Here is a 26,038-nt window from a genome sequence, read left to right on the forward strand (position 1 = left end):
TTCTTGCGACGCGGGGTGGAGCAGCTCGGTAGCTCGCTGGGCTCATAACCCAGAGGTCACAGGTTCAAATCCTGTCCCCGCTACTCCAAAGAAGAAGCCCGGACCATCTGGTCCGGGCTTCTTCGATTTCGAGGGCTCAGCCCAACGCAGCGCGGAGGATGGCGCTGATGTGGTGGGGGTCCGGCTTCGGGTCGTCATCGAGAAGGATCGCTGCACACAGGCCGTCGGAGAGAGCCACGAAGGCGTCCGCGGCTTCGCGACTGCTCGTCTGGGTCCGCGCGAGGTCGGCGACGTTCTCGCGCCACCGCCGCGCCGTCGGCCGCAGCGCGGGTCGCCGGGCAGCCAGCGTCGACAGCTCGCGCTCGGCGAGCGCGCGCTCTCGGCCCGAGCCGGCGGACTCGGCGATCAGGTCAGCGAGACCGCTGACAGGGTCGGCATCCGCATCGATCAGCTCGCGGATGCGTCGTGTGTACGCGTCGGTGACGCTGGTCAGCGCCGCGACCAGCAGGTCGTCCAGCGTCGCGAAGTAGTAGAGGGTCAGGCTTGTGGTGATGCCGGCCTCTTTGGCGACGGTGCGATGGGTGACGCCGGCGGCCCCGTCGCGACGGACCACGGCGAGCGTCGCCTCGATGATCTGTGTCCGACGACGCTGGCCGCGGAGCTTGCGCCCATCCGTCACGCCCTGCTCATCCGCCATCTCGCCACTCACCGCCGTCATCGCTCGCTGATCACCTCGCCCACCGAGGTGCTGGTCTCCTGCTCGCTCTGGTCGCCGAGAGATCGCAGGTGTCGCAACGTGATGAAGCATGCCAGCGAAGCAGCGGCGACGCCGATGCCCCTGCCAGGGCGGCAGCGTTGAGCCCGCTGACGAATGCGGCCTGTGCGTGGTCCGTGGCCCACGCCGGGGTGGCCCCGGCGACACCGAGGAGTGCACGGGCCACGATGAGCCACATTGCCGTCGGCGCGAAGGCGGCCATCACGGAGGCCGCGCCGAACGCGACCGCGCCGATCATCAGCATCCGGCGTCGCCCGAACCGGTCGCCGAGCGTCCCCATCGTGATGAGGAACCCGGCGATGAAGAAGCCGTAGACATCCATGATCCACAACGTCTCGGCCGCGGTGGGATCAAGGTCCTCGGCCAGGTTCGGCAGGACGAGATACAGCGCGGTCACGCCCAGTCCGAGCAGCACCGTCGGCAGGGCCAGCAGTGCGAGGCCGGCCCACTGCCGCAACCCAGCCCGCGCCGGTGTCTTCATCGTCATCCACAACACCTCGTTCAGATCGATAGTTGTACGTAAGTACTAATTGTACGATCGTACAACTAAGGCAAACGAGGAAACCGCCGACTCCTGGTCGACGTGGAGATGCCCCCAGATTGGGGTTCGGTTCAGTTCGCGGGTAGTGTTCTTCTTGCGACGCGGGGTGGAGCAGCTCGGTAGCTCGCTGGGCTCATAACCCAGAGGTCACAGGTTCAAATCCTGTCCCCGCTACTCCAAGACGAAGGCCCGGACCAGACGGTCCGGGCCTTCGTGGTTTGGCTGTGACTTGTGGTTCGGCCGGCTACGAGCGGAAGGGGCCGCTGATCTCGTAGGTGATGCCGCCGCTGGAAGAGCCGCTCGTGCCTCGCTGGGAGGAGAAGTACATGCGGTTGCCGGCGGGGTTGAACGCCACACCGCACAGCTCTGACGAGCTCTGCCCGGTGACCCGGAGGAACGGTGCCACGATGTCGTCGGGAGTGATGATGCAGATCTCCATGTTGCCGCCGTCCTCGGCGACGTAGAGGTCTCCTGCCGCGGCACCGATGATGTTGTCGACGCCGGTGAGCGGTGGGTTGCTGGTCAGGTTGTCGTCATAGACGACGTCGAGGGTGTTGGCGGCGGCGTTGTAGGCCCACACCTTGTTGTCGCCCTTGGTGGTGAAATAGCAGATGTCGTTGCGGTAGTAGGCGCCCTCGCCGCCGCTGAACACCTTCATGTTCGACACCTGGTCGCGCGTGGGCTTCGGGGAGCCGTCGGGGTCGGGAACATCGGCCCAGGTGAGGGCCGTGGTGAGAACTTGCAGCTTCCCGGCGGACAGGTCACCCCAGGTGGTCGGGACGAAGCGGTAGAAGCCGCCGTCACTCTTGTCCTCGGTCTGGTAGACGACCTTGCGGACCGGGTCGCAGGCCGCGGCCTCGTGCGTGAACCGGCCCATCGCGGGACGACGGACGGCAGGCTTGACGCCCCACGGGTCGGTCTCCCAGCTGTAGCCCGCGTCATGCTCCTCGCACGAGATCCAGGTGTTCCACGGCGTCGGTCCACCCGCGCAGTTCCGGGTGGTGTTGCCGAGGATGCGGTAGGCGTCGGTGATGTTGGCGTTGCTGTCGAACTTGAGGGCGCTCACCCCTCCGCCGCCGCTGCTCATCTCCGAGTTGGACACGTAGATCCATCCGGTTCCGTCGGCGAAGCAGACGCCGCCGTCCGGGGCGCCGTGCCAGACGTATCCGGTGTTCGCGACAGTCCTCGTCGAGCGAGCGACCACTCGGCTGGTGAACCCTTGGGGCAGCATGATGCCGTTGGCGTCGGCACCGAGGAGATTGCCGTAGGGGCTAGGCCCGGTCTTGGCTGGGTAGGCGATGGCGGGACGGGTGACGCTGAACCCGAACGCGACGGTTCCAGCGCCGACGACGGCAGCACGTAGGAAGTTACGACGATCCATGGGGGGTCCTCCGAGACTCGACAGATCGGGAAGGTGCTCGACATACGCTAGAGATCGGGGCCCCTGCCCAGGCGTCCTCAGGACGAACAATGCTCAACGCGCCAGCGCTGACCGTGGCGGAGACGGCAACTGACCGTTCGCCGGTCGCGGCAGGATCGTTGTGCCTGACCGTCTTTGGTGACGTTTGGTGACAGGGTCATGGTCATGAGCGAGGACGCGGTCGAGGAGGAGACGACGAGGCTGCGAGCCCTCGGTGTACGTGTTCGGCAGGGGGCGCGGAGCCTGCTCCCGACCACGTCGTTGACGTTGCACGGGGGAGAGGTCGCGGTGGCTGTCGGCCCGCCGGGAGGCGGGCACACGTCGTTGGCGTTGGCGCTGGCGGGGCGGCTCCCGCTGGACGCAGGCAGGGTGGAGGTGGACGGGGACGCGTCACCGCGGGCCCTGCAGACCGCGGTGGCACTGGTCGACGTGCCGGGGGTCTCCGAGCCGGACGAGATGGTGCCGTTCCGCACGATCCTCGGCGAGGAGCTCGCGATGGCCAAGCACAAGCCGAGTGCTGCGGCCATCGACGGCTGGCTGGGGACGTACGACCTCGCGACCGGCATCACCACGGAGGCCGTCCCGCCTGCACCACGTCTGGAGATCCTGGGGCGGATGGCGCTGATGCGGCCAGGCACTCGCTACCTCGTCCTCACCTACCCCGAGCGGCTCGGTCTGCCGGTCGCACGGTGGCTGGACATCGCCAGCGACCTCGCCGGTGCTGAGGGTCGGCCCGGTGTCCTCGTCACCGCGAGTCGTGCGGTCGTCATCCCGGCCGGAGTCCGGACGTTCACCATCGGCCCTGCGGAGGAAGCATGAACTCGCTGCGTATCGCTCTCACCGAGCTGCGCCGGATCACGGCCGGCCGTCTGGCCAAGCTCGTCATCGTCGCGCTCGTCCTGGTTCCCACGCTCTACGCCGGGCTCTACCTCTACGCCAACCACGATCCGTACGCTCACTTCGACGAGCTCCCGGCAGCCCTCGTCGTGGAGGACACCGGGGCCACGACGACCGACGGCACGAAGATCGAGGCCGGGCGTGATGTCGCCGACAACCTGCTGAAGTCGGGCGACTTCGAGTGGTCGGAGGTCTCCGCGGCCGAGGCGGAGAAGGACATCCGCGAGGGGGACTACTACTTCGCGCTGCGGATCCCGGAGGGGTTCTCCCGAACGTTGACCGGCGCGGAGCGGCTCGACCCGAAGCAGGCGCAGATCCAGGTCATCACCAACGATGCCAACTCCTATCTGTCCACCACGATCGCGACCAACGTCACCGACAAGGTCCGCGACGCCATCGCCAGCGAGGTCTCCGAGCAGGCTGCGGCCAGCTTCCTGCTCGGCATCTCCGACCTCCGCTCGGGCCTGACGAAGGCGGCCGACGGTGCCGCGAAGCTGGAGAAGGGCGCCGGCACGCTCCGCGACGGGGCCGGGAAGCTGGTCACCGGAGCGGGCGACCTCGAGGACGGCCTGAACACGATCGAAGGCAAGGTCACCGACCTGCCCGCCAAGACACGCGAGCTCGCCACCGGCGCCCGGAAGGTGGCCGACGCGAACGGCGAGATCGCCGCCACCGGGCAGCGGGCCGCGACCGCCGTCGACGATGCTGTCGCGGCGTACGAGTCGAACCGGGCTGATCTCGATACCCGTCTCGAAGCACAGGGCCTGGACGAGCAGCAGCGAGCCGAGGTGCTCGCCATCTACGACCGAGGTTCTGCCCCGCTCGACCGGGTCGACCAGCGTGTCGGCGATGTCTCCGGCCGGCTCGACCAGCTCGCCACAGGGGCGGACCAGGTCGCCGACGGCAACGAGCAGCTGGCCGGCGCGATGCCCGATCTCGTCGCCGGGATCTCCCAGGCGGCGGACGGCGCCGGTGAGCTCAGCGCTGGCGCGATCCAGCTGCGCGACGGCGCCGGCAAGCTCACGACCGGGGCCCGCGACCTGAAGGAGGGTCTGCAGGACGGCGCCGAGCAGGCGCCCGCCACCAACGAGGAGCTGCGCGACCGGATCGCCTCGACGATCGCCGACCCGGTCGCCATCGACTCGGTCTCCGAGGCGAAGGCGTCCTCCTACGGTGCTGGGCTCGCGCCGTTCTTCCTCGCCCTGGGCGCGTGGATCGGCGGGTACGTCCTCTTCCTGCTCGTCCGGCCGATCTCGACCCGCGCACTGGCCGCCAACCAGACCCCGCTGAGAGTGGCGCTGGGCGGCTGGCTCACCCCTGCCCTCATCGGCGCCGCGCAGATGGTCGTCGTGCTCGTGGTCGTCGGTCTCGCCGTCGACATCACCCCGGTCAACTGGCTCGGCACGTTCGGATTCCTGCTGCTCACCTCCGCGACGTTCATCGCGATCGTGCACATGCTCAACGCGCTCCTCGGCGCACCGGGGCAGTTCCTCGGCCTGGTCCTGATGGTGGTCCAGCTCGTCACCGCCGGCGGCACCTTCCCCTGGCAGACGATTCCCGAACCATTGCACTGGCTCCACCACGTACTGCCGATGAGCTATGCCGTCGACGGGCTGCGGCAGCTGATGTACGGCGGGCTGTCGGGGCGCGTCGTCGCGGACGCACTCGTCCTGGCTGCCTTCCTCGTCGGTGCCTTGCTGCTGACGAGCGTCGGCGCCCGTAGGCAGCGGGTCTGGACGCCGAAGCGAGTGCGCCCTGAGATCGCCATCTGAGTCGGCCCAGCGGACGGCGACTGGAGCGGCAGATATCCTGATAAGGTGGCCTTATGACGGTGTTGGCTGCGTACCGCCAAGCGCGACACGAGGAAGAGGTCGCGCGGCTTCGGCGTGGGCTCGCGCTGCGCGCGATGGTGGCCTCAGGGATGAGTCAGCGGGAGATCGCCGCCGAGCTCGGCGTGAGTCAGCCTGCGGTCAGTCAGCAGTTGAAGGTGGCACAGGACCTGGCACGGCTTCACCCCGCAGACCTGGTCGAGGCCGCTGGGCCGGTCCTCCGGAGTGTCGCCGACGACGCGGGCTACCGCCGCCTCGCGGTCTTCGGATCTGTGGCTCGCGGCCTGGCGCGGTTCGACTCTGACATAGACCTGATCGTCGAGGCGCCGGAAGGAACGTCGTCCTTCGGGTTCATCCGGTTCAAGAAGATGCTCGAGCAGATCCTCGGACGGGAGGTCGACCTAGTCGACTACGGCGGCCTGAAGCCGGGGCTTGACGATGACGTACGACGTGATGCGGTGCTGCTCTGATGGATCTCAAGGGAGCCAAGGAGTTGCTGCACATCCAGGCCTGGCTAGACGCTTACCTCGCCGCCCCCTCCTTCAGGAGGCTGGAGACTCGCTCATGATGAAGCTCGGCGAGGCGGCGAACCGAATGTCCCGGCACGGTGTCTTGGCGCCCGACGACGTGGAGTGGGCACTCGCCGTGGCCAACCGCAACTTCATCATCCACAGTACGACGAGATCAACCGTGAGCTCACGTGGTTGACGCTCGCAAAGGACCTACCTGGGTGGGAGGCCTCGCTACGCGGGCTCTTTGCTGAGGCTGGGAAGATGCTCCTGCCGGATGCCTAGGCACTGCCGGTGTCACGACATTTCCGCGCCCTCTAGGTTTGGTCATGCGTCGCCAGACGTACTCCTTCCGAAGGGATCGGCAAAGCCATGAACGTGAACGAACCAGGTGTCGCTCTGAGCATCGATGGTGCGGTGGCGACCGTGCTGCTGAACCGTCCTGACGTACGCAACGCCCAGCATCCGGCGATGTGGGCGGCGATCGCAGCGTTCCTCGAGTCGCTTCCGGATGAGGTGCGGGTCGTGGTGGTGCGCGGGGCCGGCGGCACGTTCTCCGCGGGGCTGGACCTGTCGCTGGTCGACCCGAGTGAGACCGAGGTGCCGGGGAGCCTGGTCGCGACGCTGGCACGCAGCGATCAGGAGGTCATCGACCTGATCGGTGAGTATCAGCGGCCGTTCGCGGCGCTGGCCGACCCGAGGTTCATCTCGATCGCCGTCATCGACGGGTACGCGATCGGTGCCGGTTTCCAGATGGCGCTGGCCTGCGACCTGCGGATCATGGCCGAGGACGCCTGGGTCTCCATGAAGGAGCCTGCGCTGGGGCTGGTGCCCGACCTGGCCGGCACCAAGCCGCTGGTCGAGGCCGTAGGCTATGCGCGGGCGCTCGAGATCTGCGCCACCGCACGCAAGGTGGGAGCTCTCGAGGCCGAGCGGATCGGCCTCGCCCAGAGTGTGGTGCCGGCGACCGAGCTGGACTCCACGCTCACCGACCTGGTCGGGTCGCTCGTCGCCCACGACGCGACCGCGGTGCGGCGTACGCACGAGCTCCTGGCGGCTGCGTCGAGGCGGAGTCTCGACGAGCAGCGTCTCGCCGAGCGCACCGCCCAGGTCGGACGGCTCCGCGCGGTGCTCGGGCGCTGAGTCTCGTCCGTTGCTATCGGGAGATCGCCGCGGCGAGGATCCCCGCCGCGGCAGCGATGTCGTGGCCCAGGCGGAAGGCGGGCTCGGGAGCGTGGGCCTGCTGGGCGCCGCCGACGGCCACGACGAGATCGGGGCGGCGGTCGCACAGGGCGGTGATCACCTCGTCGGCGCAGGGGAGGTCGGCGGAGGTCGGGATCGCGAGCACGACGGCGGCGAGATCGGGATCGTCGACGACACCGAGCCAGTCGTCGAGCGGAAGGTCGGCACCCAGGTAGTCGGTGTCCATGCCGCCGCGGCGGGCGGCGACGGCGAACGCGAAGAGCCCGATCTCGTGCCGGGTGCGGGGAGCCAGTCCGAGGGCGATGCGAGGGCCGTGCCCGTGGGCGGCTGCCGCCTCGTAGGCGACGGCGAGGCGCCGCATCACCGCGTTCGACGACAGATGCTCGCCGGCGACGCTGACCCGGCCGTCCGCCCATGCCTCGCCGAGCTTCTCGAGGGCGGGAAAGACGTGGTCGGTCATCACCGTCTCGAAGCTGCCCAGAGCGAACACCTGGTCCAGGGTTGCGGCCAGGTCGGTGGTGTCGAGTGCTGATGCGGCAGCGGTCAGTCGCTCCGCGAGGTCGGGGCGCGGGTCGGCGGCGCGGCCGCTCTCCGGCGACCCCGGGGTCGTGTCCGGAGCAGAGTGTTCGCGATCGAGCCGGACCGCCTCGGCCGCAGCCAGGCCGACCGACCAGCCCTGGTCCACGAGGTGCTTCATCGAGAGCAGTACGGCGACGTCGTGATCGCCGTACAGGCGATAGCCGTTCTCGGACCGGTGTGGGGTGATCACCCCGTACCGGCGTTCCCAGGCACGAAGCGTCGCGGTGGTGATGCCGACCCGCTGCGCCGCGTGCTTGATGGTGTACATCTGGTCGGCTACCGCGCCAGCTGGCCCAGGGTCGCGCGCAGCTGCTCGGAAGCCTTGTCGCCCAGGCGGGTGAATGCGGGAGCCAGCAGTGGGGCCACGATCTTGGTCATGCCTTTCAGGTCGAACTCGGCCACGTAGCGCACAGATGTCCCGCCGTTGGCTGTCGGTACGAACGTCATCGTGTCATGAGCGACGACCGTCTTGTTCTCGCCGCGGAGCACGATCCGGCTGCCGGGCTCGTAGGTCTCCACCACGTAGGTGAGATCGGTGGTGCGCCCGAGGAAGCGAGAGGTGTTCGCGTAGGTCGTCCCCACCCCGCCGTCTCCGGAGACGAGGTCGGTGCGCACGGTCCCCGGGTCCCAGTGCTCGGTGTTGGTGAAGTCGGCCAAGAAGTCGAACACCTCGGCGGTCGGCGCGGAGGTCTCCACGGTTCGGTCGATTCTCATGATCGCGTCCCTTTCAAACCTTTGACATACCTTGAACAAGGATTGTACATTCGATCCCTGGAACTAGCCAGCGGCAACGCCGCTGCTCGAAGAGGGAGATGTCATGAGCCGAGCGGCGAGCACCCTGCGGCCGACGGTCGCCGTGATCGGGGGCGGGGTCTCCGGACTGACCGCAGCCCACCTCCTCGGACGCACCCACGACGTCACGCTCTTCGAGGCCGACCAGAGACTCGGCGGCCATGCGCACACCCACGACGTCGCGACCGCATCGGGTGCCGTCCTGCGCGTGGACAGCGGCTTCATCGTGATGAACGAGCGCACCTATCCGAACCTGCTCCGCCTCTTCGGCGAGCTCGGCGTCGAGACCCGGCCGACCGAGATGAGCATGAGCATCGTCTGCGACGACTGCGGTCTGGCGTACGCCGGGGGCAGGGGTCTCGGCGGCATCCTGGCCCAGCCGGGGCGGCTCCGCGATCCACGCTTCGTCCGCATGCTGGCGCAGGTTCCCCGCTTCCACCGCCGAGCCCGCCGCCTGCTCGAGACCGACAGCGACCTGACCTGGGGAGAGTTCCTGGCCGACGGCGGCTTCAGCGACTACTTCATCCAGCACTTCGCAGTGCCGCTGGTCTCCTGCGTCTGGTCGTGCGGTGACGAGGACGCCGCCGGCTATCCCGCCCGGCACCTGTTCGCCTTCCTCGACCACCACGGGATGCTCCAGGTCACCGGATCACCCACGTGGCGAACAGTCGTGGGCGGCTCCCGCACCTACGTGGACAAGCTCGCCGAGCGGCTCGGAGACGTCCGCGTCGGCGAGCCCGTGACCGCGGTGGCGCGATCTGCCGATGGTGTCGAGGTGCGCACCGCGACCGGGACCAGAGGCTTCGACCGAGTGGTGGTGGCGACCCACGCAGACCAGGCCCTGAGGCTCCTGGCGGATGCGACCCCGGAGGAGAAGGCGGATCTGGCCGCCATCGGATACGCACGGAACGAGACCTGGCTGCACCGCGATGCCACCCTGCTGCCGGATCCTCCCCGAGCTCGAGCGTCGTGGAACTACCGCCTGGCCGCGTGCGGCGGCAGCGCCGACAAGGTGGTCGTCAGCTACTGGATGAACCGTCTTCAGGGCCTCGACGACCGCGACGAGCACGTGGTCACCCTCAATGCCACCGAGCACGTGGACCCGGCCAAGGTCACCGCACGGATGACCTACGAGCACCCGGTCTTCACCACCGAGGCCGTCGCGGCGGCGACGCGGCTGCGTACCGCAGGCGGCCCCAGGCTGGCCTTCGCCGGGGCGCACCTCGGCTGGGGCTTCCACGAGGACGGCTGCCGCTCCGGGGTGGAGGCGGCGGAATCGTTCGGAGCGACCTGGTGATCCCGTCACCGGCCTTTCCCGAGGTCCCCGCGCTGGTCGTGGGTCATGTCAGCCACGCCCGTGAGGTGCCGGTGCGGCACGCTTTTCGCCACCGCAGCTACCAGTGGCTCATCGACGTCGACGATCCGCCTCGTCTCCCTCTCTGGCTGCGTCCTCTGGCCGGGTTCCGGGTCGAGGACCATCTCGACGGGGGCTCGTCGGGGCGTGGCGTACGTGGTGATCTCGGTGTGTTCCTGGACGGATGCGGCGTCCACCTCGCGCCGACCGATCGGGTGCTCATGCTGGCCAACGCCCGCGTTCTGGGTCATGTCTTCAACCCCCTCACGGTCTTCTGGGTGCAGTCGGACGACGGTGTGCTGCGAGCGGTCGTCTTCGAGGTGCACAACACCTACGGCGATCGCCACGCCTACCTGCTCGACGTCGATCGTCGCGGACACGCCCGCATCGACAAGGCCTTCTACGTCTCGCCGTTCAACGACATGGCCGGCAGCTATGAGATCCGGCTGCGGGTCGACCCGGGGGAGGTCGCGGTGACCGTTGGCCTGGACCGCGACGGCGTCCGCGTGCTGACGGCGACCACCCGAGGTACCCCCGAGCCGGCGACGCGTCGCGCGCTGCTCCGGGTGAGCCTCACCCACCTGCTGATGCCCCATCGGGTCAGCGCTCTCATCCGGTTCCACGGGATCCGGCTGTGGTTGCGCAAGCTGCCCGTCTTCACTCGTCCTGCCACCCAGAAGGAGGCCACATCATGAGCGCGGAGTCCGTGACGCTCAACCGGCCGGTGCGCAAGGCGCCGGCGTCGACCGGGAGCCTGCGAGCAGGTATCGCCAAGCAGATACTGCGTCTGGCGACCCGGCAGGTCCCGGTCGACGTCGTGCTTCCGGACGGGAGTCTCCTCTACCGTCGCGGCGGCTCGCCCACCGCCGGAAGGCCGGGCATCGTGCTGCGGCGCCCGGAGTCGTTCTTCGGCCGCCTCGCGGCGAACCCGAAGATCGGCCTCGGCGAGGCGTACACCGCCGAGGACTGGGACACCGCTGACGGCACCGACCTCGCGGATGCGCTCACGCCGTACGCCGAACGTCTCTCCGGGCTGCTCCCGGCCTGGATGCTGCGTCTGCGCGGCCTGGTCGACCAGCCGATCCCCGCCGACCAGCGTGGGGCTGTGGAGGACACCCAGGAGAACATCTCCGCCCATTACGACCTGGGGAACGAGATGTTCGCCGCGTTCCTCGACCCCACCCTCAGCTACAGCTCCGCCGTCTTCGACCGCACGCGTCCGCTCGCCGGGCAGGACCTGGAGGAGGCGCAGCTGCGCAAGGTCAACGCCGCCCTCGACCTGGCGGGCGTCGGCGCCGGTGACGAGGTGCTGGAGATCGGTACGGGATGGGGGACTCTCGCGATCGAGGCGGCCCGTCGTGGCGCCCGGGTCACCACCGTCACGCTGTCGGTGGAGCAGGCGGCGATGGCCAGGCAACGGGTGGAGGACGCCGGGTACGCCGACAGGGTCGAGGTGCTGGTGCGGGACTACCGACACGTCGTCGGCACCTTCGACGCCGTGGTCAGCATCGAGATGATCGAGGCGGTCGGCGAGCGCTACTGGCCGGAGTACTTCGCCACCCTGTCCCGGCTGGTCCGCCCCGGCGGGGCCATCGCCCTGCAGGCGATCACCATGCCGCACCAGCGCTACCTGGCGACCCGCCACTCCTACGGCTGGATCCAGAAGCACATCTTCCCGGGCGGCCTGATCCCGTCCGAGACAGCCATCTACGAGCATGCCGGCCGGGTCGGCCTGGCGGTGACCCGCACCGACACGTTCGGCGCCGACTACGCCGAGACGCTGCGCCGCTGGCGCTCAGCCTTCCTGGCCGCGTGGCCGTCGATCCGGTCGGACGCCTTCGGTGAGGAGTTCCGGCGCACCTGGGAGTTCTACCTGGCCTACTGCGAGGCGGGCTTCCGCGCCGGGGTCATCGATGTTGCCCAGATCCGTCTGGAAGCCGACCGGCGGGAGATGCCATGACATCGCTGATGTGGTTCCGGCGGGACCTGCGGTTGGGGGACCATCCCGCGCTGCAGGCCGCGGCTCGTGACGGGCAGGTCGTGCCGCTGTTCGTGATCGACCCGCGCCTCGCCCACCCGGGGCCGAGATGGGAGCGTCTCCTCGCCTCGCTCGCGGCGCTGCGCGAGGAGACCGACGGGGCCCTGGTCATCCGGGAGGGTGACCCGGCCGAGGTCGTGGCCCAGGTCGCCGCCGAGGCCGGGGCGAGCCGGGTGCACGTCTCGACCGAGACGACCCCCTACGGCCGGCGGCGCGACGCAGCCGTGGAGCAGCGTCTGGCGGCAGACGACATCGCCCTGGTCGGCACCGGCAGCCCGTACGCCGTCACCCCGGGCAGGATCCTGAACACGGGCGGATCTCCCTACCGAGTCTTCACGCCCTTCCTGCGGGCCTGGCGGGAGCACGGGTGGAGGGCGCCGGCAGGTGATCCCCAGGTCGAGTGGATGACGAAGCTCGACTCGGAGCCGCTGCCGTCCCATCCTGACCGCGAGGCCGGTGAGCGCGCGGCCCTCCGCCGCTGGGAGGACTTCTGCGACGAGGACCTGGCCGGCTATGCCTCGGCCCGGGACCGACCTGACCTGGATCGGACCAGCCGCCTCTCCACAGCGCTGAAGTATGGCGAGATCCACCCGCGTACGCTCCTGGCGGATCTGGCCGCGCGCAGCACGGATGCCACCGGTGATGACGTCGAGCGCTACGTCGCCGAGCTGGCCTGGCGCGAGTTCTACGCCGACGTGCTCTGGCAAAACCCCGAGTCGGCCTGGCGAGACCTGCGTGGCGGGCTACGCGGGATGCACTACGACGAGGACCCCGCCCTGATGGCGGCCTGGAAGTCGGGCACGACGGGCTTTCCCTTCGTCGACGCCGGCATGCGCCAGCTGCTCGCGGAAGGCTGGATGCACAACCGCGTACGGATGGTCGTCGCGAGCTTCCTGGTCAAGGACCTGCACATGTGGTGGCCGGCCGGGGCCCGGCACTTCCTCGACCATCTCCTCGACGGAGACCTGGCATCCAACAGTCACGGCTGGCAGTGGGTCGCCGGGACCGGGACCGACGCCGCGCCGTACTTCCGGGTGTTCAACCCGGTCGCCCAAGGGCTCCGGTTCGACCCGGAGGGCGACTACGTCCGACGCTGGGTGCCTGAGCTTCGCCATCTTCCCGGCGCGGCGGCACACGAGCCGTGGCTCCACCCCGACGGGACGGCCAAGGGCTACCCTGGTCGCATCGTCGACCACGCCGAGGAGCGTCACGAGGCGCTGGCCCGGATGACAGAGGTGAAGGACTCGACCCGATGACTCCGTCGCGTACGACCACCGAGGACAGGGGCCTGGACCGAGTGCTCGACCGGACGGTCGTGCTGGGCTACTCCCGCCTGGGCTATGCGATCCGTCGCCGCCGGTGGGCGTCTGCCGACCCGCGTCCTGGAGCCCTGACCGGGCGGACGGCACTGGTCACCGGCGGAGGCAGCGGTCTCGGTGCGGCCACTGTGCTGGGACTGGCGCGGCTCGGCGCTCGCGTGCACGTCCTCGTGCGCTCACCCGAGCGCGCCGCATCGGCGGTCGCCCGGATCGAGCGCCAGCTGCGTGACGAGGGTCTGGTCGCCGATCTGCGGATCGAGCGCTGCGACGTCTCGGACCTGTCCGTCGTCGATGCGTTCGCCGAAGACCTCTGCTCCCGTGACGGTGGCACCACGACTCTCGACGTGCTCGTGCACAACGCCGGGGTCATGCCCCCGGAACGGACCGAGTCGGTCGACGGCCACGAGCTGACCGTCGCCACCCACGTGCTCGGACCGATCCGGCTGACCGAGCGGCTGCTCCCGGCGCTGCGACGCTCGGAGTACGGCGCCAGGGTGGTCTTCGTCGCCTCGGGCGGGATGTATACCCAGCCGCTGCCGGTGGACGACCCGGATTTCCAACGCGGCGACTACGGGGGTGCGGTGGCCTACGCCAGATCCAAGCGCATGCAGGTGGAGCTGGCGCCGCTGCTGGACCGGCGCTGGTCACCAGATCGCCTCTCGACCTACGTCATGCACCCGGGCTGGGCGGACACGCCGGGTCTGTCCCGATCGCTTCCCGCCTTCCGTACGCTGAGCCGGCCGTTGCTGCGGCCGGCCGAGGCAGGCGCCGACACAGCAGTGTGGCTCGGGGCCACCGACCCGTCCCCCGCTTCCGGCACGTTCTGGCACGACCGGCAGCAGCGTCCGACGAGCTACCGGTCCTCGACCCGTCCCGAACCCGGCGACACCGACAGGCTGTGGCGATGGGTGGCGGCGGCTGCTGGCGTGGACCGGCCGTAGGCCCGACGCCCGGACCGGCGACTCGATCCCTTTCGCCGACCTGCACAACACGACAAACTTGGAAGGCCCGACCATGCGGTCTGCGATAGAACGTCTCGCGCGAGTCACCACGAGGAAGGCGACGGCGTGGGTGGTCCTGGTGGTCGCGTTCCTCCTGGCCGGCGGGGTGATGGCGCTGGGGTCGTCGCTGGGGGAGACGAGCTCGGCCCCTGACCCGCTGCCGGCGGATGCCGAGTCCGCGCAGGTTGCGGAGCTGCAGCAGAGGTTTCCGGGCGGGGACGTGCTGCCCGCGGTCGCCGTGGTCGAGCGTGCCGGTGGGCTGACCGAGGAGGATCGGGAGTGGGTCGGCGAGGTGTCGCGGCGTTGGGCCGAGGTCACCGGCAACGAGGTCTCGCCACCGATCCCGGCCACTGACGGCGAGGCGCTGATCGTCGCCGTCGACGTCGATGCCGACGTGACCGGCCTCGATCTGACAGAGCTCGTCGACGACCTGCGCGAAGCGGCCGACGAGGACCGGCCCGACGGCCTCACGGTCCAGCTCACCGGTGGTGCCGCCTTCGCCGCGGACATCTCCTCGGCGTTCGAAGGGGCAGATCTGCGACTGCTTCTCGTGACTGCTGTGGTCGTCGCCCTCCTGCTGATCCTGACCTACCGCTCGCCGGTGCTGTGGCTCGTGCCGCTGACCGTGATCGCGGTGGCCGACCGCACCGCGTCGGTGGCTACCCAGATCATCGCGGAGTGGATCGGCACCGGCCTCGACGGATCGACGTCGGGGATCACCAGCGTGCTGGTCTTCGGCGCCGGCACGAACTACGCGCTCCTGATGGTCTCGCGCTATCGCGAGGAGCTCCGACGGCACGCGCACCACCGCGACGCCCTCGCCGCCGCGGTGCGCGGATCCAGCGAGGCGATCGTGGCCAGCAACCTCACGGTCGTACTCGCGCTGCTGGTGCTGACGCTCAGCGTCGCCCCGAACACCCGGTCCCTGGGTGTCTCGGCTGCCATCGGCCTGCTGATCGCCCTGCTGTTCGCGCTCCTCGTTCTGCCCGCCGCGCTGTCGTTGTTCGGCCGCGGCCTCTTCTGGCCGTTCGTTCCCCGCAACGGCGAGGAGGAGAAGTCGCGCGACGGCGTCTGGTTCCGGATCGCCCGCGCCGTGGTGAGCCGTCCGGCAGTGGTGCTGGCTGCGGCCGCGGTGATCCTCGGCGTCCTCGCCTCGGGGCTCCTCGGCGTCAAGGTGGGCCTGTCGCAGACTGATCAGTTCCGCGTCGAGGCCGAGTCCGTCGACGGTCTGGAGACGCTCTCCAAGCACTTCCCGCCCGGTGCTGCCGATCCGGTGACGATCGTGGTGGGAGCAGACGAGGCCGAGAAGGTGCTCGCGACGGTCAACCAGATCGACGGGGTCGACAGCGCGCGTCCGTCCGGCGAGACCGACGACCTGGTGAAGATCACCGCGACGCTCGAGGACGCGCCCGCGACGGCGGAGAGCATCGAGACGATCGAGACGATGCGCAGCGAGCTGGACGGGACCGGTGCTCTGGTCGGCGGCAGCGTGGCCAAGGACCTCGACAGCCGAAACGGCGCCGAGCGTGATCTCAAGGTCATCATTCCGTTGATCCTGCTGGTCGTGCTGCTGGTGCTCTTCGTCGTACTGCGGTCGGTCGTGACCCCGTTGGTGCTCGTCACCATCAGCGTGATCGCCACCCTGTCGGCGCTCGGCCTGGGTGCCTGGATGAGCACACACGTCTTCGGGTTCCCTGCGCTCGACGTCAGCACACCGATCTACGCCTTCCTGTTCCTGGTGGCGCTCGGTGTCGACTACACGGTCTTCCTCGTCCTGCGGGCCCGGGAGGAGAGTGCCGAGCACAGCACCGTCGATGCGATGGTCATGGCGGTCGGGCTGACCGGTGGGGTCATCACCAGCGCCGGCATCGTGCTCGCCGCGGTGTTCGCGGTGCTCGGTGTGCTGCCTCTGATCACGTTGACCCAGGTGGGCCTGATCGTGGGGCTGGGCATCCTGCTCGACACCTTTCTAGTCCGCACCGTGGTGGTGCCTGCGGTCTTCGCGCTGGTCGGGGAAAGGATCTGGTGGTCCGCGGCGATCTCCCGGCGGAAGGCCGAAGGGTCGACCATCGACACCTGATCGCTTCGAGCCGATACGATCTCGTGGTGATTCGCCAGACTCGGGGTCGATACGGGGGCCAGGGTGCGCCTTGAGGGTTTGCTCGGCATCAGGCTTCGGCTGCTGCGTGAGAAGCGATCTCTGACGCAGGGTGCGCTCGCCGAGGCTGCCGGCGTCAGCGTCGCCTCCATCCGGGACCTGGAGCAGGGCCGGACCCGGCGGCCGAGGGCGGCATCTCTGCGCGCGCTCGCCCGCGCGCTCGACCTGACCGCGGAGGAGGCGGCGCAGTTCACCGAGGCCCCTTCGCTGAGCCGGGACGCCGACGACAGCGCGGTGGTGAGCATCTCCGTGCTCGGCCCGACCGTCGTGGTCCGAGACGGGGTGGCGCTCGACCTGCCTGAACAGGTCGGGCTGCTGCTGAGGCGACTCGCCCTGGAGCCGGGGGAGAAGGTCGGGCGCGACGAGCTGCTCGACCTGCTGTGGCCGGAGCTGACCTCGGACGCGGCGGGCAAGCGGATGGCCCAGCTGCTCCGGCGGCTGCGGGCGCTCGTCGCCCCGATCACGGTGACCCACGACGGCAACGCGCTCGGCCTCGATGCCACTTCCGACGAGCTCGACCTCGTCCGCTTCCGCGAGCTCGCCGCCGCTGACGACCTGGACACCTTGACCGAGGCGGTGCGCCTGTGGCGTGGGCGTCCGGACCGGTTCGAGGAGGCGCCGTGGCTGTCGAGCTCCGTCGAGAACGAGTACGTCGCGGTCGTGCTCAGATGGACCGGCCTGAGCGTGGCGGAGGGCCAGGCCATCGACGCGCTCCCGGTCGTGAGCGAGCTCGCCCGGCTGCGTCCCCTGGACGAGCCGCTGTGGGCGGCGTACGTGAAGGTGCTGGCGGCGGCCGGACGCCAGGCCGAGGCGCTCGCCGCGTACGAGACGGTCCGATCCGTCCTGGCCGAGGAGCTCGGGCTCGACCCGAGCCCGGTCCTCGAGGACGTCCGCCAAGGCACCCTGGAAGGACGATGGCACGCCAGGCGGCCGACCCTGGTCGAGGGCGCGCGCAGGCGCGACGTACCTCGCGAGGTGCCGGCGGCGCCGGCGCTGATCGGGCGTGAGGACGAGCTCGCGACCCTGACCGCCGGCCTCGGTGAGGACGGCGGTGCGGCAGTGCTCGTCACCGGCCCGGCCGGCTCTGGGAAGAGCGCGCTGGCGCTCACCGCCGCGGCCCGTCTGACCGGGGACTTCCCCGACGGCCAGCTCTACGCCGACCTCCATGGCGTCTCGGGAGAGGCGGTGGCACCCGGCTCGGTGCTGAGACGGTTCCTGCGCTCGCTGGGCCTCTCCGGCCAGCAGATCCCGACCGACGACGCCGACGCCGCGGCGCTGCTCCGCAGCGAGCTCTCCGACCGGCGGATGCTGATCGTGCTGGACAGTGTCGACAGTCCGAGTCAGGTCGTCCCGCTGCTGCCCGGGCTCGGCGAGAACCGGACGATCATCACGAGCCGCCACCGGCTGCCGGCGCTCGCGGGCATGATCGACCTCGGCCGCCAGATCCACCTCGGCGAGCTCAGCATCGAGGCCTCCGTCGCCGTGGTCGGCGCGATCGTCGGCGGGGAGCGGGTCGCCGCCGCACCTCGCGCGAGCGAGTCGTTGGCGCTGGCGTGCGGCCGTCTCCCGTTGGCGCTCAGGATCGCTGCGGCCCGACTGCTGAGCCGGCCGGAGTGGTCGATCGAGACGTACGCCGACCGGCTGAGCGCGAGCTCCCACCGGCTCGCCGAGCTGGCCGTCGGTGAGGTGAGCGTCGCGGCCAGCCTGGAGATCTCCTACGCGGCGATGCCCGCCGAGGTGCAGCGTGCCTTCCGGCTGTGCTCGCTGATCTCGGCCTACGACTTCGACCCCGCTCCGGCGGGTGCCGTCCTCGCCCGCGACCCGGAGACCACACAGCGGCTGCTCGAGGACCTGGTCGACGCCAACATGCTGCAGACCGTGGTCTCCGAGGACGGCGTCGGTCGCTACCACTACCACGACCTCCTCCGGCTCCATGCCGGTGATCTGGCCGCGGCCGACCCCGAGCAGCCGCAGGCGCAGGGCAGGCTTGCCGACTGGCTGCTCGACACCACCGTCAGCGCCGCCGGCACTGCCTATCCGGGGCGGCTGCGCGCGCTGGAGATCGAGCCCTCGTCGGGAAGCCGCTTCGACTCGGCCGACGATGCTCGCACCTGGCTCGACCACGAGGCGCAGCTGCTGATCGCGTTCGTGAAGCAGGCCGGGGCCGACCCGCAGCAGCGCCACTACGCCTGGAAGCTCGTCGACCAGTCCAGGATCCACTACCGCACCCGCCTCGACGTGACCACCTACCTCGACCTGATGACCGTCGGAGCCGAGGCCGCCCTGCTGGAGGGCGAGGTGCGGGCCGAGGCCTTCCTGCGTACGCTGCGGGCCGATGTGCTCGGGGTCCTGGGGCGCATGGACGAGGCCTGGGCGGAGTCGGACCGTGCCCGCACGCTCCTCGACACCAGCGGCTGGAGGCAGGGCCAGGCCTTCGCGGCGATCGTCGACGGTCACCGTCACCGCGTCGCGGATGCGGGACGCGAGGCGGAGTCCGCCTATGCGCACGCTTTGGAGATCCTCGGCGAGGCGGCCGGCACCGAGGGGCTGCGTGCCTGGGCACACCAGGCCCTCGGCATCACCTGCACGCAGCAGGGTCGTTTCGAGGAGGGGCGTCGCCACAATCTCCTGGCGGTCCAGCTGAGCGAGGTGCAGGGCAGCTCCACTCCGCTCGAGCTCTCCACCCTGGCCGCGGCCGAGCGCGCCCTGGGCCTGCTCGACTCGGCAGGCGCTCGGCTGGAGTCAGCGCTGGCGCAGGCCACTCGCAACCGCAGCCCCTTCGCCGAGGCCAACGCGCTCGAGGAGCTCAGCCTGCTCGCCCTGGTCCGAGGCGACCACGCCTCGGCGCTCGAGCTCGCCGACCGGGCCCACCTGACCGCGCGGGCCCACGGGGACGTACGTTTCGTAGCCTCCACGGCCTGCAGCTACGCGGCCGCTCTCTATGCGACCGGAAGCCTCCGCGACGCCGCCGAGACCTATGAGTACGCCGTGCGGCTCAGTCACACCCACGTCGCCTCGTTCACCGAGACCCGCGCCCGGATCGGGCTGGCGCAGGCGCTCCACGCCGAGGGCGACCACGCCGCCGCCCGGATCCACGCCGCCAAGGGCCGGCAGCTGGCGGTCGAGCACGGCTTCGCGCCGTTGCAGCGCGAGGCCGACCGCGTGCTCGAGGTGCTCGGAGGCTAGTCGTCGTCGACGGGGAACGGCGTCACTTCGACGGCTGGGTCGAAGCAGGAGCCATCCGGCCGCGGAGCCAGAGTGAGACGTAGACGAGGGCCACGAGGACCGGGACCTCGATCAGGGGGCCGACCACGCCTGCCAGTGCTTCGCCGGAGGTCACGCCGAAGACGCCGATCGCCACCGCGATGGCCAGCTCGAAGTTGTTGCCCGCCGCGGTGAACGCGAGGGTGGCCGTCTTCTCGTATCCCAGCCCGATCCCGGCGCCCAGGGCGAAGCTGCCGCCGAACATGAGGAAGAAGTACGCCAGCAGCGGGAGCGCGATCCTGACGACGTCCAGCGGCTGCGAGGTGATGGTGTGTCCCTGCAGCGCGAACAGCATCACGATGGTGAAGAGCAGGCCGTAGAGCGCGACCGGGCCGATCTTCGGCAGGAACTTCGACTCGTACGCCTCCTGGCCCATCTTCCGCTCACCGAACGTTCGGGTGAGGAAGCCGGCCAGCAGCGGGATCCCGAGGAAGACGAGGACCGAGACGACGATCGTCCAGAACGAGAAGTCGGCGTCGACCTGCTCCAGCCCCAGCCAACCGGGCAGCACCTGCAGGTAGAACCAGCCGAGCACGCCGAAGGCCAGGATCTGGAAGACGGAGTTGATCGCGACCAGCACGGCGCCGGCCTCGCGGTCGCCGCAGGAGAGGTCGTTCCAGATCAGCACCATCGCGATGCACCTGGCCAGTCCGACGATGATCAGTCCGGTCCGGTATTCCGGCAGGTCGGGCAGCAGCAGCCAGGCCAGCGCGAACATCAGGGCCGGCCCGACGAGCCAGTTGAGGACGAGCGAGGAGATCAGCAGCTTGCGGTCGCCGGTGACCCGGTCGAGCTGTCGGTAGCGCACCTTGGCCAGCACCGGATACATCATCAGCAGCAGGCCGATCGCGATCGGCAGGCTGACCGAGCCGATCTTGATCGCGTCCAGCGCCCGGTCCAGGCCAGGGATCGCTCGGCCCAGCCCGATCCCCAGCGCCATCGCTGCCAGGATCCAGACCGGCAGGAACCGGTCGAGGACCGACATCTGCTGGAGGACGGGCGCTTGGTCCTTGTCGGACGCAGCGGCGTCGGCAGTGTTGGTCACCAGGAGCTCCTCGGTTTCGTCGGCCATCTCGGGAACATCTTGACTGCGGAAGATTGCTCAGTCAATATTGAGTCAATGGAGGTTGAGAGAAGTTCGGAGCTGGAGCGCCGCGCCAAGATCCATGCGGCGCTCGGTGATCCGATGCGGCTTCGGATCGTCGACAGCCTCCAGACGAGTGATGCCTCCCCCACAGAGCTCGCCGGGATGCTGAATGTCCCGTCGAACTTGTTTGCTCACCACGTCCAGGCGCTGGTGAGCGCAGGCGTCGTGTCCCGCCACCAGTCCGAGGGCGACGGGAGACGCACGTACCTGCACCTCGAGCAGGACATGCTCGACAGCCTGGGCACCGCGTCCCCCGTGGCGGTGCCCAGGCGTGTCCTGTTCGTGTGCACCGGCAACTCGGCGCGATCCCACCTGGCCGCGGCGCTGTGGCGCCAGGTCAGCACGATCCCTGCCGACTCCGCAGGCACTCACCCCGCCGAGCACATCAATCCTGGGGCGGTCGCTGTCGCCTCTCGCCGCGACCTCGAGCTTCCGATCGTCGAGCCCCGTCATCTCGATGACGTGCTCGACCCGGACGACCTGGTGGTCACCGTGTGCGACCGCGCCCACGAGACGCCGAAGGTCCGCGGCGAGCTGCACTGGTCGATCCCTGACCCGGTGGGCAACGGCCCCGAGGCGTTCGACGCCGCCTATCTCGAGCTCGAGCACCGGATCAGGTCGCTCGCCTCCCGTTTCGATTCCTGACCCCTCACACCCCACCAGGAGAACCACTCGATGAGCACCGACGACTCCGCGACCGACAGCAAGCCGGCCGTTCTGTTTCTCTGTGTCGAGAATGCCGGCCGCTCGCAGATGGCGCTCGGCTTCTTCACGCACTACGCCGGGGAGAAGGCGATCGGCTGGTCCGGGGGCTCCGCGCCGGCCGCCGCCATCAACCCGGTCGCGGTCGAGGCCATGGCCGAGCTCGGGATCGACATCTCCGGAGAGTTCCCCAAGCCCTGGACCGACGAGGTCGTCCGGAGCGCGGACGCGGTCATCACCATGGGCTGCGGTGACGCCTGCCCGTTCTATCCCGGAAAGCGCTACGAGGACTGGAAGGTCACCGACCCGAAGGGCGGGGGCATCGAGCACGTACGCGGCATCCGCGACGAGATCGAGCAGCGAGTGCTCGGCCTGCTCGACGAGCTCGGTGTGCCCCCGCAGCGCTAGTGGTGTGTCCTTCCGGGACGCGCCACTAGATCACGAGAGCGTGATCGGCGCCCTGCTGATCGTGACCAGCTCCTCGCTCGGCGCAGGGGTCCCGCAGCAGCCGCCGCTGCTGGCGCTGTCGGGGTCGTCGAAGACCCCGGCGCCGCCGCAGACCCCGGTGTCCGGGAGCTCCAGCTCCACCCGGGCCGCCGCGTCGTGGTCGCCGGCGAGCTCGGCCACCACGCTGCGTACCTGCTCGTAGCCGGTCATCGCCAGGAACGTCGGCGCGCGGCCGTAGGACTTCATGCCGACCAGGTAGAGGTCGGGCTCGGGCTGGGCGAGGTCCTTGGCGCCGGTGGCGCTCACCGAGCCGCAGGAGTGGAGGTTGGGGTCGATCTGGACCGCGATGTTTCGCGGCGCCTCCAGCGTCGGGTCGAGGTCGAGACGCATCTCGCTGAGGAAGCTCGTGTCCGGCCGGTATCCGGTCAGTACGACGACCTGGTCGGCCTCGATCTGGCGGCCGTCCTCGGCGATGAGGGTGGCTCCGTCGACCCGCTCCGTGCGGAAACCGGTCACCATCTCGACGGTGCCGTCCTGGACCGCCTTTCGGGCGCGTACGCCGAGGGCGCCCCGCTCCGGGAGCTCGTCGGCCTCGCCGCCGCCGAAGGTGTTCGTCGAGACCGCGCGGCGGATCGCCCAGGTGATCTTCGTTCCCGGGTGGTCCTTGGCGATGGCGGTGAGCTCGTTGACGGCGTTGAAGGCGGAGTCGCCCGCGCCGATCACGAGCGTGTGGCGGCCTGCGTACGCCTCGGGGTGAGCGCGGTCCGGCACGGCGTAGCCGAGCACGCCTGCAGCGTGCGCCGCGCGCTCGCCGAGGGCCGGGAGCCCGTCGGCGCCGGCCGGGTTGGGCCTGCGCCAGGTGCCGGAGGCGTCGATGACGGCTCGCGCCTCGAGGCGCTCCTCGGAGCCGTCCGGACCGGTCACATGGAGGACGAAGGGCTGCTCGGCGCGGTCGGCGTCGACCAGACGATCGCGGCCCTTGCGGGAGACGCCGGTGACCGTGGCGCTGTAGCGGATGTGCTCGCCGAGGGCGTCGGCGAGCGGGACGAGGTAGCGCTCACGCCACTGCGCGCCGGTGGGGTAGCCCTGAGTCTGGGCGTCCCAGCCGGTCGGCGCGAGCAGCCGGGCGGCGGCCTTGTCGACGAGCTCGGGCCAGGCCGAGAAGAGGCGTACGTGGCCCCACTCGGCGACGGCTGCAGCCGGCTCCGATCCTTGCTCGAGCACGAGCGGGGTGAGGCCACGCTCGAGAAGATGGGCTGCGGCCGCGAGGCCCTGGGGTCCGGCGCCGATGACGGCGACAGGTAGGTCGGTCATGATGCTCCTCAGATTCACGAACGTCGATATGTTGCCGACCCTAGATCACGTATCGACGTTCGTCAATGTTGTTGGGTAGACTGTCCGCTATGACCGCTCTCCCTGTGCTCCCGTCCGCCGCCGTCGCGTGCTGCTCACCGATGACCGCAGGCGTCCTCGAGGACGACCAGGCCGAGGCGCTGGCGCGGATGTTCAAGGCGCTCGGCGACCCTCACCGGGTCAAGCTGCTCTCGATCATCGCGGCCGCTGATGACAAGGAGGCGTGCGTCTGCGACCTCACCGAGCCGGTCGGGCTGTCCCAGCCGACGGTCTCCCATCACATGAAGCTGCTGGTCGAGGCCGGGCTGGTCACCCGTGAGCAGCGCGGCCGCTGGGCCTACTTCTCCATCGTCCCCGGCATCCTCGACTCGCTCGCGGCCACCTTGGCCTCCCGCTCCTAGGCTCCGAGATCCTGGGCGGATCCTCCCGGTGCTCTCGCGCCTGGTAAGCATGGGGTGGCAGCCGGACCAGAAGGGCACGACCGTGAACGAGCAACCGCGACGACCGCGACACCTGATGGACCCGGACAACCCGATCCGGCCTGTCAATGACAAGTCGCTCACGAACGTGCAGCAGTGGGTCGCGTCCGTGCTCGCCGTCTTCACCGTCGCCCACCTGGTGGTCGGCCTGGTCATCGCGGCCGTGGCGATCGACCCGGTCTACCAGGCCTCACGGATCGGGCTGTGCGTCATCGCAGCGGCCTTCGGAGTGCTGGGCCTGGCCGGCGGCTTCCTCATCCACCGCCGCAGCCCGTTCACGCCGTGGCTGCTCCTCGGGATCGTGCCCTCTGTCGTCGGCCTCTGGTTCGTGCTGCGCTGAGGCTGAGCCGACTCGGCTAGTTGTTGCTGAGGTCGGCCAGGATGGTGAGCGCGCGGGCGAGCAGCGGGCTCTCGTCGCCGGCGCGAGTGGCGGCGACGAGCTCGACGCCCGGAGTGCCGGTTAGGGGGACGTAGACGACCCCGGGGACGGCGAGGGCCGCGGTGGGCTCGGGCACGATGGCGACCCCGAGGCCGGCGGCCACGAAGGTGACCAGGGTGGAGGTCTCGGCGACCTCGTGAGCGATGTGGGTGTGGATCCCGGCGGAGTCGAAGAGGTCCTGGATCATCGCGTTCATCGCCGAGCGACCGCTGCCGGCGTGGATGACCAGGTCTTCGCCGTCGAGGTCGGCGATGCGTACGCGACGACGGCCGGCGAACCGGTGGTCCTTCGGCATCGCCACCAACAGGTTCTCCTGGCGCAGGTGGGTGATCGAGAGGCCGGGGCCCCCGGAGCCACCCGTGGGCAGGGGCCGGAGGAGGCCGAGGTCGAGGGTTCCATCGGCGAGCGCCGCGGCTTGGTCCGGCGAGAGCATCTCGCCCCGGAACCCGAACTCGACCTCCGGCAGCTCGGCACGCAGGGTGCGGGCGAGGGCCGGAAGCAGCGAGTACGTCGCCGACCCGACGCAGCCGATCAGCAGACGCCCGCGCCGACCCGAGGCGATGCTGGCCGCCTCGTGGGCGGCGGCGTCCACGGCGCCGAGGATCTCCCGCGCCCGCTCCAGGTACGCCGCCCCTGCCGGGGTCAGGTCGACCCGTCGCGTCGTCCGGGTGAGCAGGGTCAGCCCGAGTTCGGCCTCGAGCTGGCGGATCTGCTGCGACAACGGTGGCTGCGCCATGTGGAGCCGCTCGGCCGCCCGGCCGAAGTGGCGCTCCTCGGCGACCGCGACGAAGTAGCGAAGATGGCGCAGCTCCATGCATTCATATTCGCAGAGTCTCAGTCTGCCGGCGGTAATAAGAATGCCGAGGCGTCACTCCCGTCGGCCGAGATGGCACGCAGCTGCCAACTCGGCCGACGCAACTGACGTCTCGGCCGACGCGGCTGACGTCTCGGCCGACGCGGCTGACGCCTCGGCTCAGGTGGGGAGCGTCTCGCCCTGGACGGCCTGGATGTCCAGCTCCACCTTGAGGGTCGTGCCGATGGCCGCGATACCGGTGGCGACGGCCTGGTTGTAGCTCATCGCGAAGTCGTCGCGCCGCAGCTGAGCGGTCGCGCGGAAGGCGGCCCGGGTGCCGCCCCAGGCGTCCGGACCGGTGCCGAGGTAGGCGACGTCGAGGTCGACCGTGCGGGTCTGGCCGTGCATCGAGAGGTCTCCGTGGACGGTCCAGCGGTCCGGTCCGGCCGGGGTGAGGCCGGTGGAGCGGTAGACGATCTCGGGAAACGCCTCGACGTCGAGGAAGTCGCCGCTGCGAAGATGCTCGTCGCGCATCCGGTTGCCGGTGTCGATCGAGGCGGCCCGGATGACCGCCTCGACGCGTGACTTCTCCAGATGGTCCGGGGCGATCTCGACGACCCCGCTGAAGTCGGTGAACCGGCCGCGCACGCTGGAGATGCCCAGGTGCTGTGCGACCGCGCCGACGGTGGAGTGGGCGGGGTCGATCGTCCACGGTCCCGGGGCCGGGAGCGAGGTGTCTCCCTGGCGGGACAGCGTGATCGTGCCGAGCGCGGCCGTTCCCGAGGCGGTGACGATCGCCGTCGCCGCGGTGGGGGACCACCCGAGCGCGGCGACGATCGCGACGTACGGCCCGGGGGCGAGGACGGTGCCGTCGGTCACGACACCGTCCTCGCCGGCCTCGGCCCGCAGCACCTGACCGCCGGCCGTGTCGGTGAGAGTGACGACCGCGTGCGCCACGGCCCAGCCGTCGCGGGTGCGGATCTGTGCGGTCAGTGCCAT

At 70.0% G+C, this 26,038-nt stretch carries 24 protein-coding genes and 2 tRNA genes; 17 read left to right on the forward strand and 9 right to left on the reverse strand.

Annotated features, from left to right (window positions below; translation table 11 throughout):
• Positions 1 to 9: 9 nt before the first annotated feature.
• Positions 10 to 83: transfer RNA gene (locus H5T77_RS06685), tRNA-Met, on the forward strand.
• Positions 84 to 136: 53 nt separating this feature from the next.
• Here H5T77_RS06685 and H5T77_RS06690 read toward each other — a convergent pair.
• Positions 137 to 718 carry a TetR/AcrR family transcriptional regulator gene (locus H5T77_RS06690; protein ID WP_292646709.1) on the reverse strand — a complete coding sequence of 194 codons (582 nt, stop codon included), beginning with the start codon at positions 716 to 718 and terminating at the stop codon, positions 137 to 139.
• A 10-nt stretch (positions 719 to 728) separates the two neighbouring features.
• Positions 729 to 1,262 (reverse strand): MFS transporter, encoded by a 534-nt coding sequence (locus H5T77_RS06695; protein WP_292646711.1) that lies wholly within the window; start codon positions 1,260 to 1,262, stop codon positions 729 to 731.
• Between the two features lie 154 nt (positions 1,263 to 1,416).
• On the opposite strand from H5T77_RS06695, the gene H5T77_RS06700 reads away from it, so the two are divergent.
• Positions 1,417 to 1,490, forward strand: a tRNA-Met gene (locus tag H5T77_RS06700).
• A gap of 70 nt (positions 1,491 to 1,560) precedes the next feature.
• Here H5T77_RS06700 and H5T77_RS06705 read toward each other — a convergent pair.
• A complete protein-coding gene (locus H5T77_RS06705) occupies positions 1,561 to 2,697 on the reverse strand; it encodes an alkaline phosphatase PhoX (protein ID WP_292646713.1) in 1,137 nt (378 codons plus the stop codon).
• Between the two features lie 204 nt (positions 2,698 to 2,901).
• Between H5T77_RS06705 and H5T77_RS06710 the strand changes: the two genes are divergently transcribed.
• The 4 genes from H5T77_RS06710 (at position 2,902) to H5T77_RS06725 (ending at position 7,114) form a co-directional block, all read left to right on the forward strand.
• Positions 2,902 to 3,555 carry an ATP-binding cassette domain-containing protein gene (locus H5T77_RS06710; protein ID WP_292646714.1) on the forward strand — a complete coding sequence of 218 codons (654 nt, stop codon included), beginning with the start codon at positions 2,902 to 2,904 and terminating at the stop codon, positions 3,553 to 3,555.
• Complete coding sequence (locus H5T77_RS06715) at positions 3,552 to 5,405, forward strand: YhgE/Pip domain-containing protein (RefSeq protein ID WP_292646716.1); 1,854 nt, start codon at positions 3,552 to 3,554, stop codon at positions 5,403 to 5,405. Before H5T77_RS06710 ends, H5T77_RS06715 begins: the two co-directional genes overlap by 4 nt.
• 53 nt (positions 5,406 to 5,458) lie before the next feature.
• Complete coding sequence (locus tag H5T77_RS06720; protein WP_292646718.1) at positions 5,459 to 5,932, forward strand: nucleotidyltransferase domain-containing protein; 474 nt, start codon at positions 5,459 to 5,461, stop codon at positions 5,930 to 5,932.
• Positions 5,933 to 6,343: 411 nt separating this feature from the next.
• Positions 6,344 to 7,114, forward strand: coding sequence for an enoyl-CoA hydratase/isomerase family protein (locus tag H5T77_RS06725; protein ID WP_292646721.1), 771 nt, complete (start codon positions 6,344 to 6,346; stop codon positions 7,112 to 7,114).
• Between the two features lie 13 nt (positions 7,115 to 7,127).
• Here H5T77_RS06725 and H5T77_RS06730 read toward each other — a convergent pair whose 3' ends face one another.
• Positions 7,128 to 8,021 carry a MerR family transcriptional regulator gene (locus H5T77_RS06730; RefSeq protein ID WP_292646723.1) on the reverse strand — a complete coding sequence of 298 codons (894 nt, stop codon included), beginning with the start codon at positions 8,019 to 8,021 and terminating at the stop codon, positions 7,128 to 7,130.
• 8 nt (positions 8,022 to 8,029) lie between these two features.
• The gene (locus H5T77_RS06735; RefSeq protein ID WP_292646725.1) at positions 8,030 to 8,467 is read right to left on the reverse strand and encodes an SRPBCC family protein; all 438 of its coding nucleotides are present in this window, start codon (positions 8,465 to 8,467) and stop codon (positions 8,030 to 8,032) included.
• A gap of 103 nt (positions 8,468 to 8,570) precedes the next feature.
• On the opposite strand from H5T77_RS06735, the gene H5T77_RS06740 reads away from it, so the two are divergent.
• From H5T77_RS06740 to H5T77_RS06770, 7 genes are all read left to right on the forward strand, one after another.
• A complete protein-coding gene (locus tag H5T77_RS06740) occupies positions 8,571 to 9,842 on the forward strand; it encodes an NAD(P)/FAD-dependent oxidoreductase (protein WP_292646728.1) in 1,272 nt (423 codons plus the stop codon).
• Positions 9,839 to 10,594, forward strand: a complete 756-nt coding sequence (locus H5T77_RS06745; RefSeq protein ID WP_292646730.1) for a DUF1365 domain-containing protein — start codon at positions 9,839 to 9,841, stop codon at positions 10,592 to 10,594. The genes H5T77_RS06740 and H5T77_RS06745 overlap by 4 nt, the downstream gene beginning before the upstream one ends.
• On the forward strand, positions 10,591 to 11,859 hold the full coding sequence (locus H5T77_RS06750) for an SAM-dependent methyltransferase (RefSeq protein ID WP_292646732.1): 1,269 nt from the start codon (positions 10,591 to 10,593) through the stop codon (positions 11,857 to 11,859). The genes H5T77_RS06745 and H5T77_RS06750 overlap by 4 nt, the downstream gene beginning before the upstream one ends.
• The gene (locus H5T77_RS06755) at positions 11,856 to 13,193 is read left to right on the forward strand and encodes a cryptochrome/photolyase family protein (RefSeq protein ID WP_292646736.1); all 1,338 of its coding nucleotides are present in this window, start codon (positions 11,856 to 11,858) and stop codon (positions 13,191 to 13,193) included. The genes H5T77_RS06750 and H5T77_RS06755 overlap by 4 nt, the downstream gene beginning before the upstream one ends.
• The gene (locus H5T77_RS06760) at positions 13,190 to 14,197 is read left to right on the forward strand and encodes an SDR family NAD(P)-dependent oxidoreductase (RefSeq protein WP_292646738.1); all 1,008 of its coding nucleotides are present in this window, start codon (positions 13,190 to 13,192) and stop codon (positions 14,195 to 14,197) included. Before H5T77_RS06755 ends, H5T77_RS06760 begins: the two co-directional genes overlap by 4 nt.
• A 73-nt stretch (positions 14,198 to 14,270) precedes the next feature.
• Positions 14,271 to 16,337, forward strand: coding sequence for an MMPL family transporter (locus tag H5T77_RS06765; protein WP_292646741.1), 2,067 nt, complete (start codon positions 14,271 to 14,273; stop codon positions 16,335 to 16,337).
• A gap of 63 nt (positions 16,338 to 16,400) precedes the next feature.
• A complete protein-coding gene (locus tag H5T77_RS06770) occupies positions 16,401 to 19,601 on the forward strand; it encodes a BTAD domain-containing putative transcriptional regulator (RefSeq protein WP_292646744.1) in 3,201 nt (1,066 codons plus the stop codon).
• Positions 19,602 to 19,623: 22 nt separating this feature from the next.
• Here H5T77_RS06770 and arsB read toward each other — a convergent pair whose 3' ends face one another.
• Entirely contained in the window at positions 19,624 to 20,664 is a 1,041-nt protein-coding gene (gene arsB, locus H5T77_RS06775; RefSeq protein WP_292646822.1) for an ACR3 family arsenite efflux transporter, read from the reverse strand.
• 135 nt (positions 20,665 to 20,799) lie between these two features.
• Here arsB and H5T77_RS06780 point away from each other — a divergent pair, with 135 nt between their 5' ends.
• Together H5T77_RS06780 and H5T77_RS06785 are read left to right on the forward strand one after the other, a co-directional pair.
• Positions 20,800 to 21,471 (forward strand): arsenate reductase/protein-tyrosine-phosphatase family protein, encoded by a 672-nt coding sequence (locus H5T77_RS06780; RefSeq protein ID WP_292646746.1) that lies wholly within the window; start codon positions 20,800 to 20,802, stop codon positions 21,469 to 21,471.
• A 30-nt stretch (positions 21,472 to 21,501) separates the two neighbouring features.
• Positions 21,502 to 21,936 carry an arsenate reductase ArsC gene (locus H5T77_RS06785; protein WP_292646749.1) on the forward strand — a complete coding sequence of 145 codons (435 nt, stop codon included), beginning with the start codon at positions 21,502 to 21,504 and terminating at the stop codon, positions 21,934 to 21,936.
• 30 nt (positions 21,937 to 21,966) lie between these two features.
• On the opposite strand, the gene H5T77_RS06790 is transcribed toward H5T77_RS06785, so the two are convergent.
• Positions 21,967 to 23,289, reverse strand: a complete 1,323-nt coding sequence (locus H5T77_RS06790; RefSeq protein ID WP_292646752.1) for an NAD(P)-binding domain-containing protein — start codon at positions 23,287 to 23,289, stop codon at positions 21,967 to 21,969.
• Positions 23,290 to 23,378: 89 nt separating this feature from the next.
• Between H5T77_RS06790 and H5T77_RS06795 the strand changes: the two genes are divergently transcribed.
• On the forward strand, positions 23,379 to 23,729 hold the full coding sequence (locus H5T77_RS06795; RefSeq protein ID WP_292646754.1) for an ArsR/SmtB family transcription factor: 351 nt from the start codon (positions 23,379 to 23,381) through the stop codon (positions 23,727 to 23,729).
• 82 nt (positions 23,730 to 23,811) lie between these two features.
• On the forward strand, positions 23,812 to 24,147 hold the full coding sequence (locus H5T77_RS06800; RefSeq protein ID WP_292646756.1) for a hypothetical protein: 336 nt from the start codon (positions 23,812 to 23,814) through the stop codon (positions 24,145 to 24,147).
• Positions 24,148 to 24,163: 16 nt separating this feature from the next.
• Here H5T77_RS06800 and H5T77_RS06805 read toward each other — a convergent pair whose 3' ends face one another.
• Both H5T77_RS06805 and H5T77_RS06810 read right to left on the reverse strand, forming a co-directional pair.
• Entirely contained in the window at positions 24,164 to 25,060 is an 897-nt protein-coding gene (locus tag H5T77_RS06805; RefSeq protein WP_292646757.1) for a LysR family transcriptional regulator, read from the reverse strand.
• Between the two features lie 159 nt (positions 25,061 to 25,219).
• Positions 25,220 to 26,038: a YceI family protein gene (locus tag H5T77_RS06810; RefSeq protein WP_292646759.1), complete on the reverse strand. Its 819-nt coding sequence runs from the start codon at positions 26,036 to 26,038 to the stop codon at positions 25,220 to 25,222.

The organism is Nocardioides sp., assembly GCF_014360585.1.
Lineage (GTDB): Bacteria > Actinomycetota > Actinomycetes > Propionibacteriales > Nocardioidaceae > Nocardioides.

Coding starts and splice junctions, on each gene's coding strand:
- H5T77_RS06725 (WP_292646721.1), top strand. CDS start 6,344: ATGAACGTGAACGAACCAGGTGTCGCTCTGAGCATCGATGGTGCGGTG.
- H5T77_RS06795 (WP_292646754.1), top strand. CDS start 23,379: ATGACCGCTCTCCCTGTGCTCCCGTCCGCCGCCGTCGCGTGCTGCTCA.
- H5T77_RS06755 (WP_292646736.1), top strand. CDS start 11,856: ATGACATCGCTGATGTGGTTCCGGCGGGACCTGCGGTTGGGGGACCAT.
- H5T77_RS06780 (WP_292646746.1), top strand. CDS start 20,800: ATGGAGGTTGAGAGAAGTTCGGAGCTGGAGCGCCGCGCCAAGATCCAT.
- H5T77_RS06710 (WP_292646714.1), top strand. CDS start 2,902: ATGAGCGAGGACGCGGTCGAGGAGGAGACGACGAGGCTGCGAGCCCTC.
- H5T77_RS06790 (WP_292646752.1), bottom strand. CDS start 23,289: ATGACCGACCTACCTGTCGCCGTCATCGGCGCCGGACCCCAGGGCCTC.
- H5T77_RS06765 (WP_292646741.1), top strand. CDS start 14,271: ATGCGGTCTGCGATAGAACGTCTCGCGCGAGTCACCACGAGGAAGGCG.
- H5T77_RS06760 (WP_292646738.1), top strand. CDS start 13,190: ATGACTCCGTCGCGTACGACCACCGAGGACAGGGGCCTGGACCGAGTG.
- H5T77_RS06705 (WP_292646713.1), bottom strand. CDS start 2,697: ATGGATCGTCGTAACTTCCTACGTGCTGCCGTCGTCGGCGCTGGAACC.
- H5T77_RS06695 (WP_292646711.1), bottom strand. CDS start 1,262: ATGACGATGAAGACACCGGCGCGGGCTGGGTTGCGGCAGTGGGCCGGC.
- arsB (WP_292646822.1), bottom strand. CDS start 20,664: ATGTCGGTCCTCGACCGGTTCCTGCCGGTCTGGATCCTGGCAGCGATG.
- H5T77_RS06740 (WP_292646728.1), top strand. CDS start 8,571: ATGAGCCGAGCGGCGAGCACCCTGCGGCCGACGGTCGCCGTGATCGGG.
- H5T77_RS06750 (WP_292646732.1), top strand. CDS start 10,591: ATGAGCGCGGAGTCCGTGACGCTCAACCGGCCGGTGCGCAAGGCGCCG.
- H5T77_RS06785 (WP_292646749.1), top strand. CDS start 21,502: ATGAGCACCGACGACTCCGCGACCGACAGCAAGCCGGCCGTTCTGTTT.
- H5T77_RS06730 (WP_292646723.1), bottom strand. CDS start 8,021: ATGTACACCATCAAGCACGCGGCGCAGCGGGTCGGCATCACCACCGCG.
- H5T77_RS06690 (WP_292646709.1), bottom strand. CDS start 718: ATGACGGCGGTGAGTGGCGAGATGGCGGATGAGCAGGGCGTGACGGAT.
- H5T77_RS06715 (WP_292646716.1), top strand. CDS start 3,552: ATGAACTCGCTGCGTATCGCTCTCACCGAGCTGCGCCGGATCACGGCC.
- H5T77_RS06720 (WP_292646718.1), top strand. CDS start 5,459: ATGACGGTGTTGGCTGCGTACCGCCAAGCGCGACACGAGGAAGAGGTC.
- H5T77_RS06735 (WP_292646725.1), bottom strand. CDS start 8,467: ATGAGAATCGACCGAACCGTGGAGACCTCCGCGCCGACCGCCGAGGTG.
- H5T77_RS06805 (WP_292646757.1), bottom strand. CDS start 25,060: ATGGAGCTGCGCCATCTTCGCTACTTCGTCGCGGTCGCCGAGGAGCGC.
- H5T77_RS06810 (WP_292646759.1), bottom strand. CDS start 26,038: ATGGCACTGACCGCACAGATCCGCACCCGCGACGGCTGGGCCGTGGCG.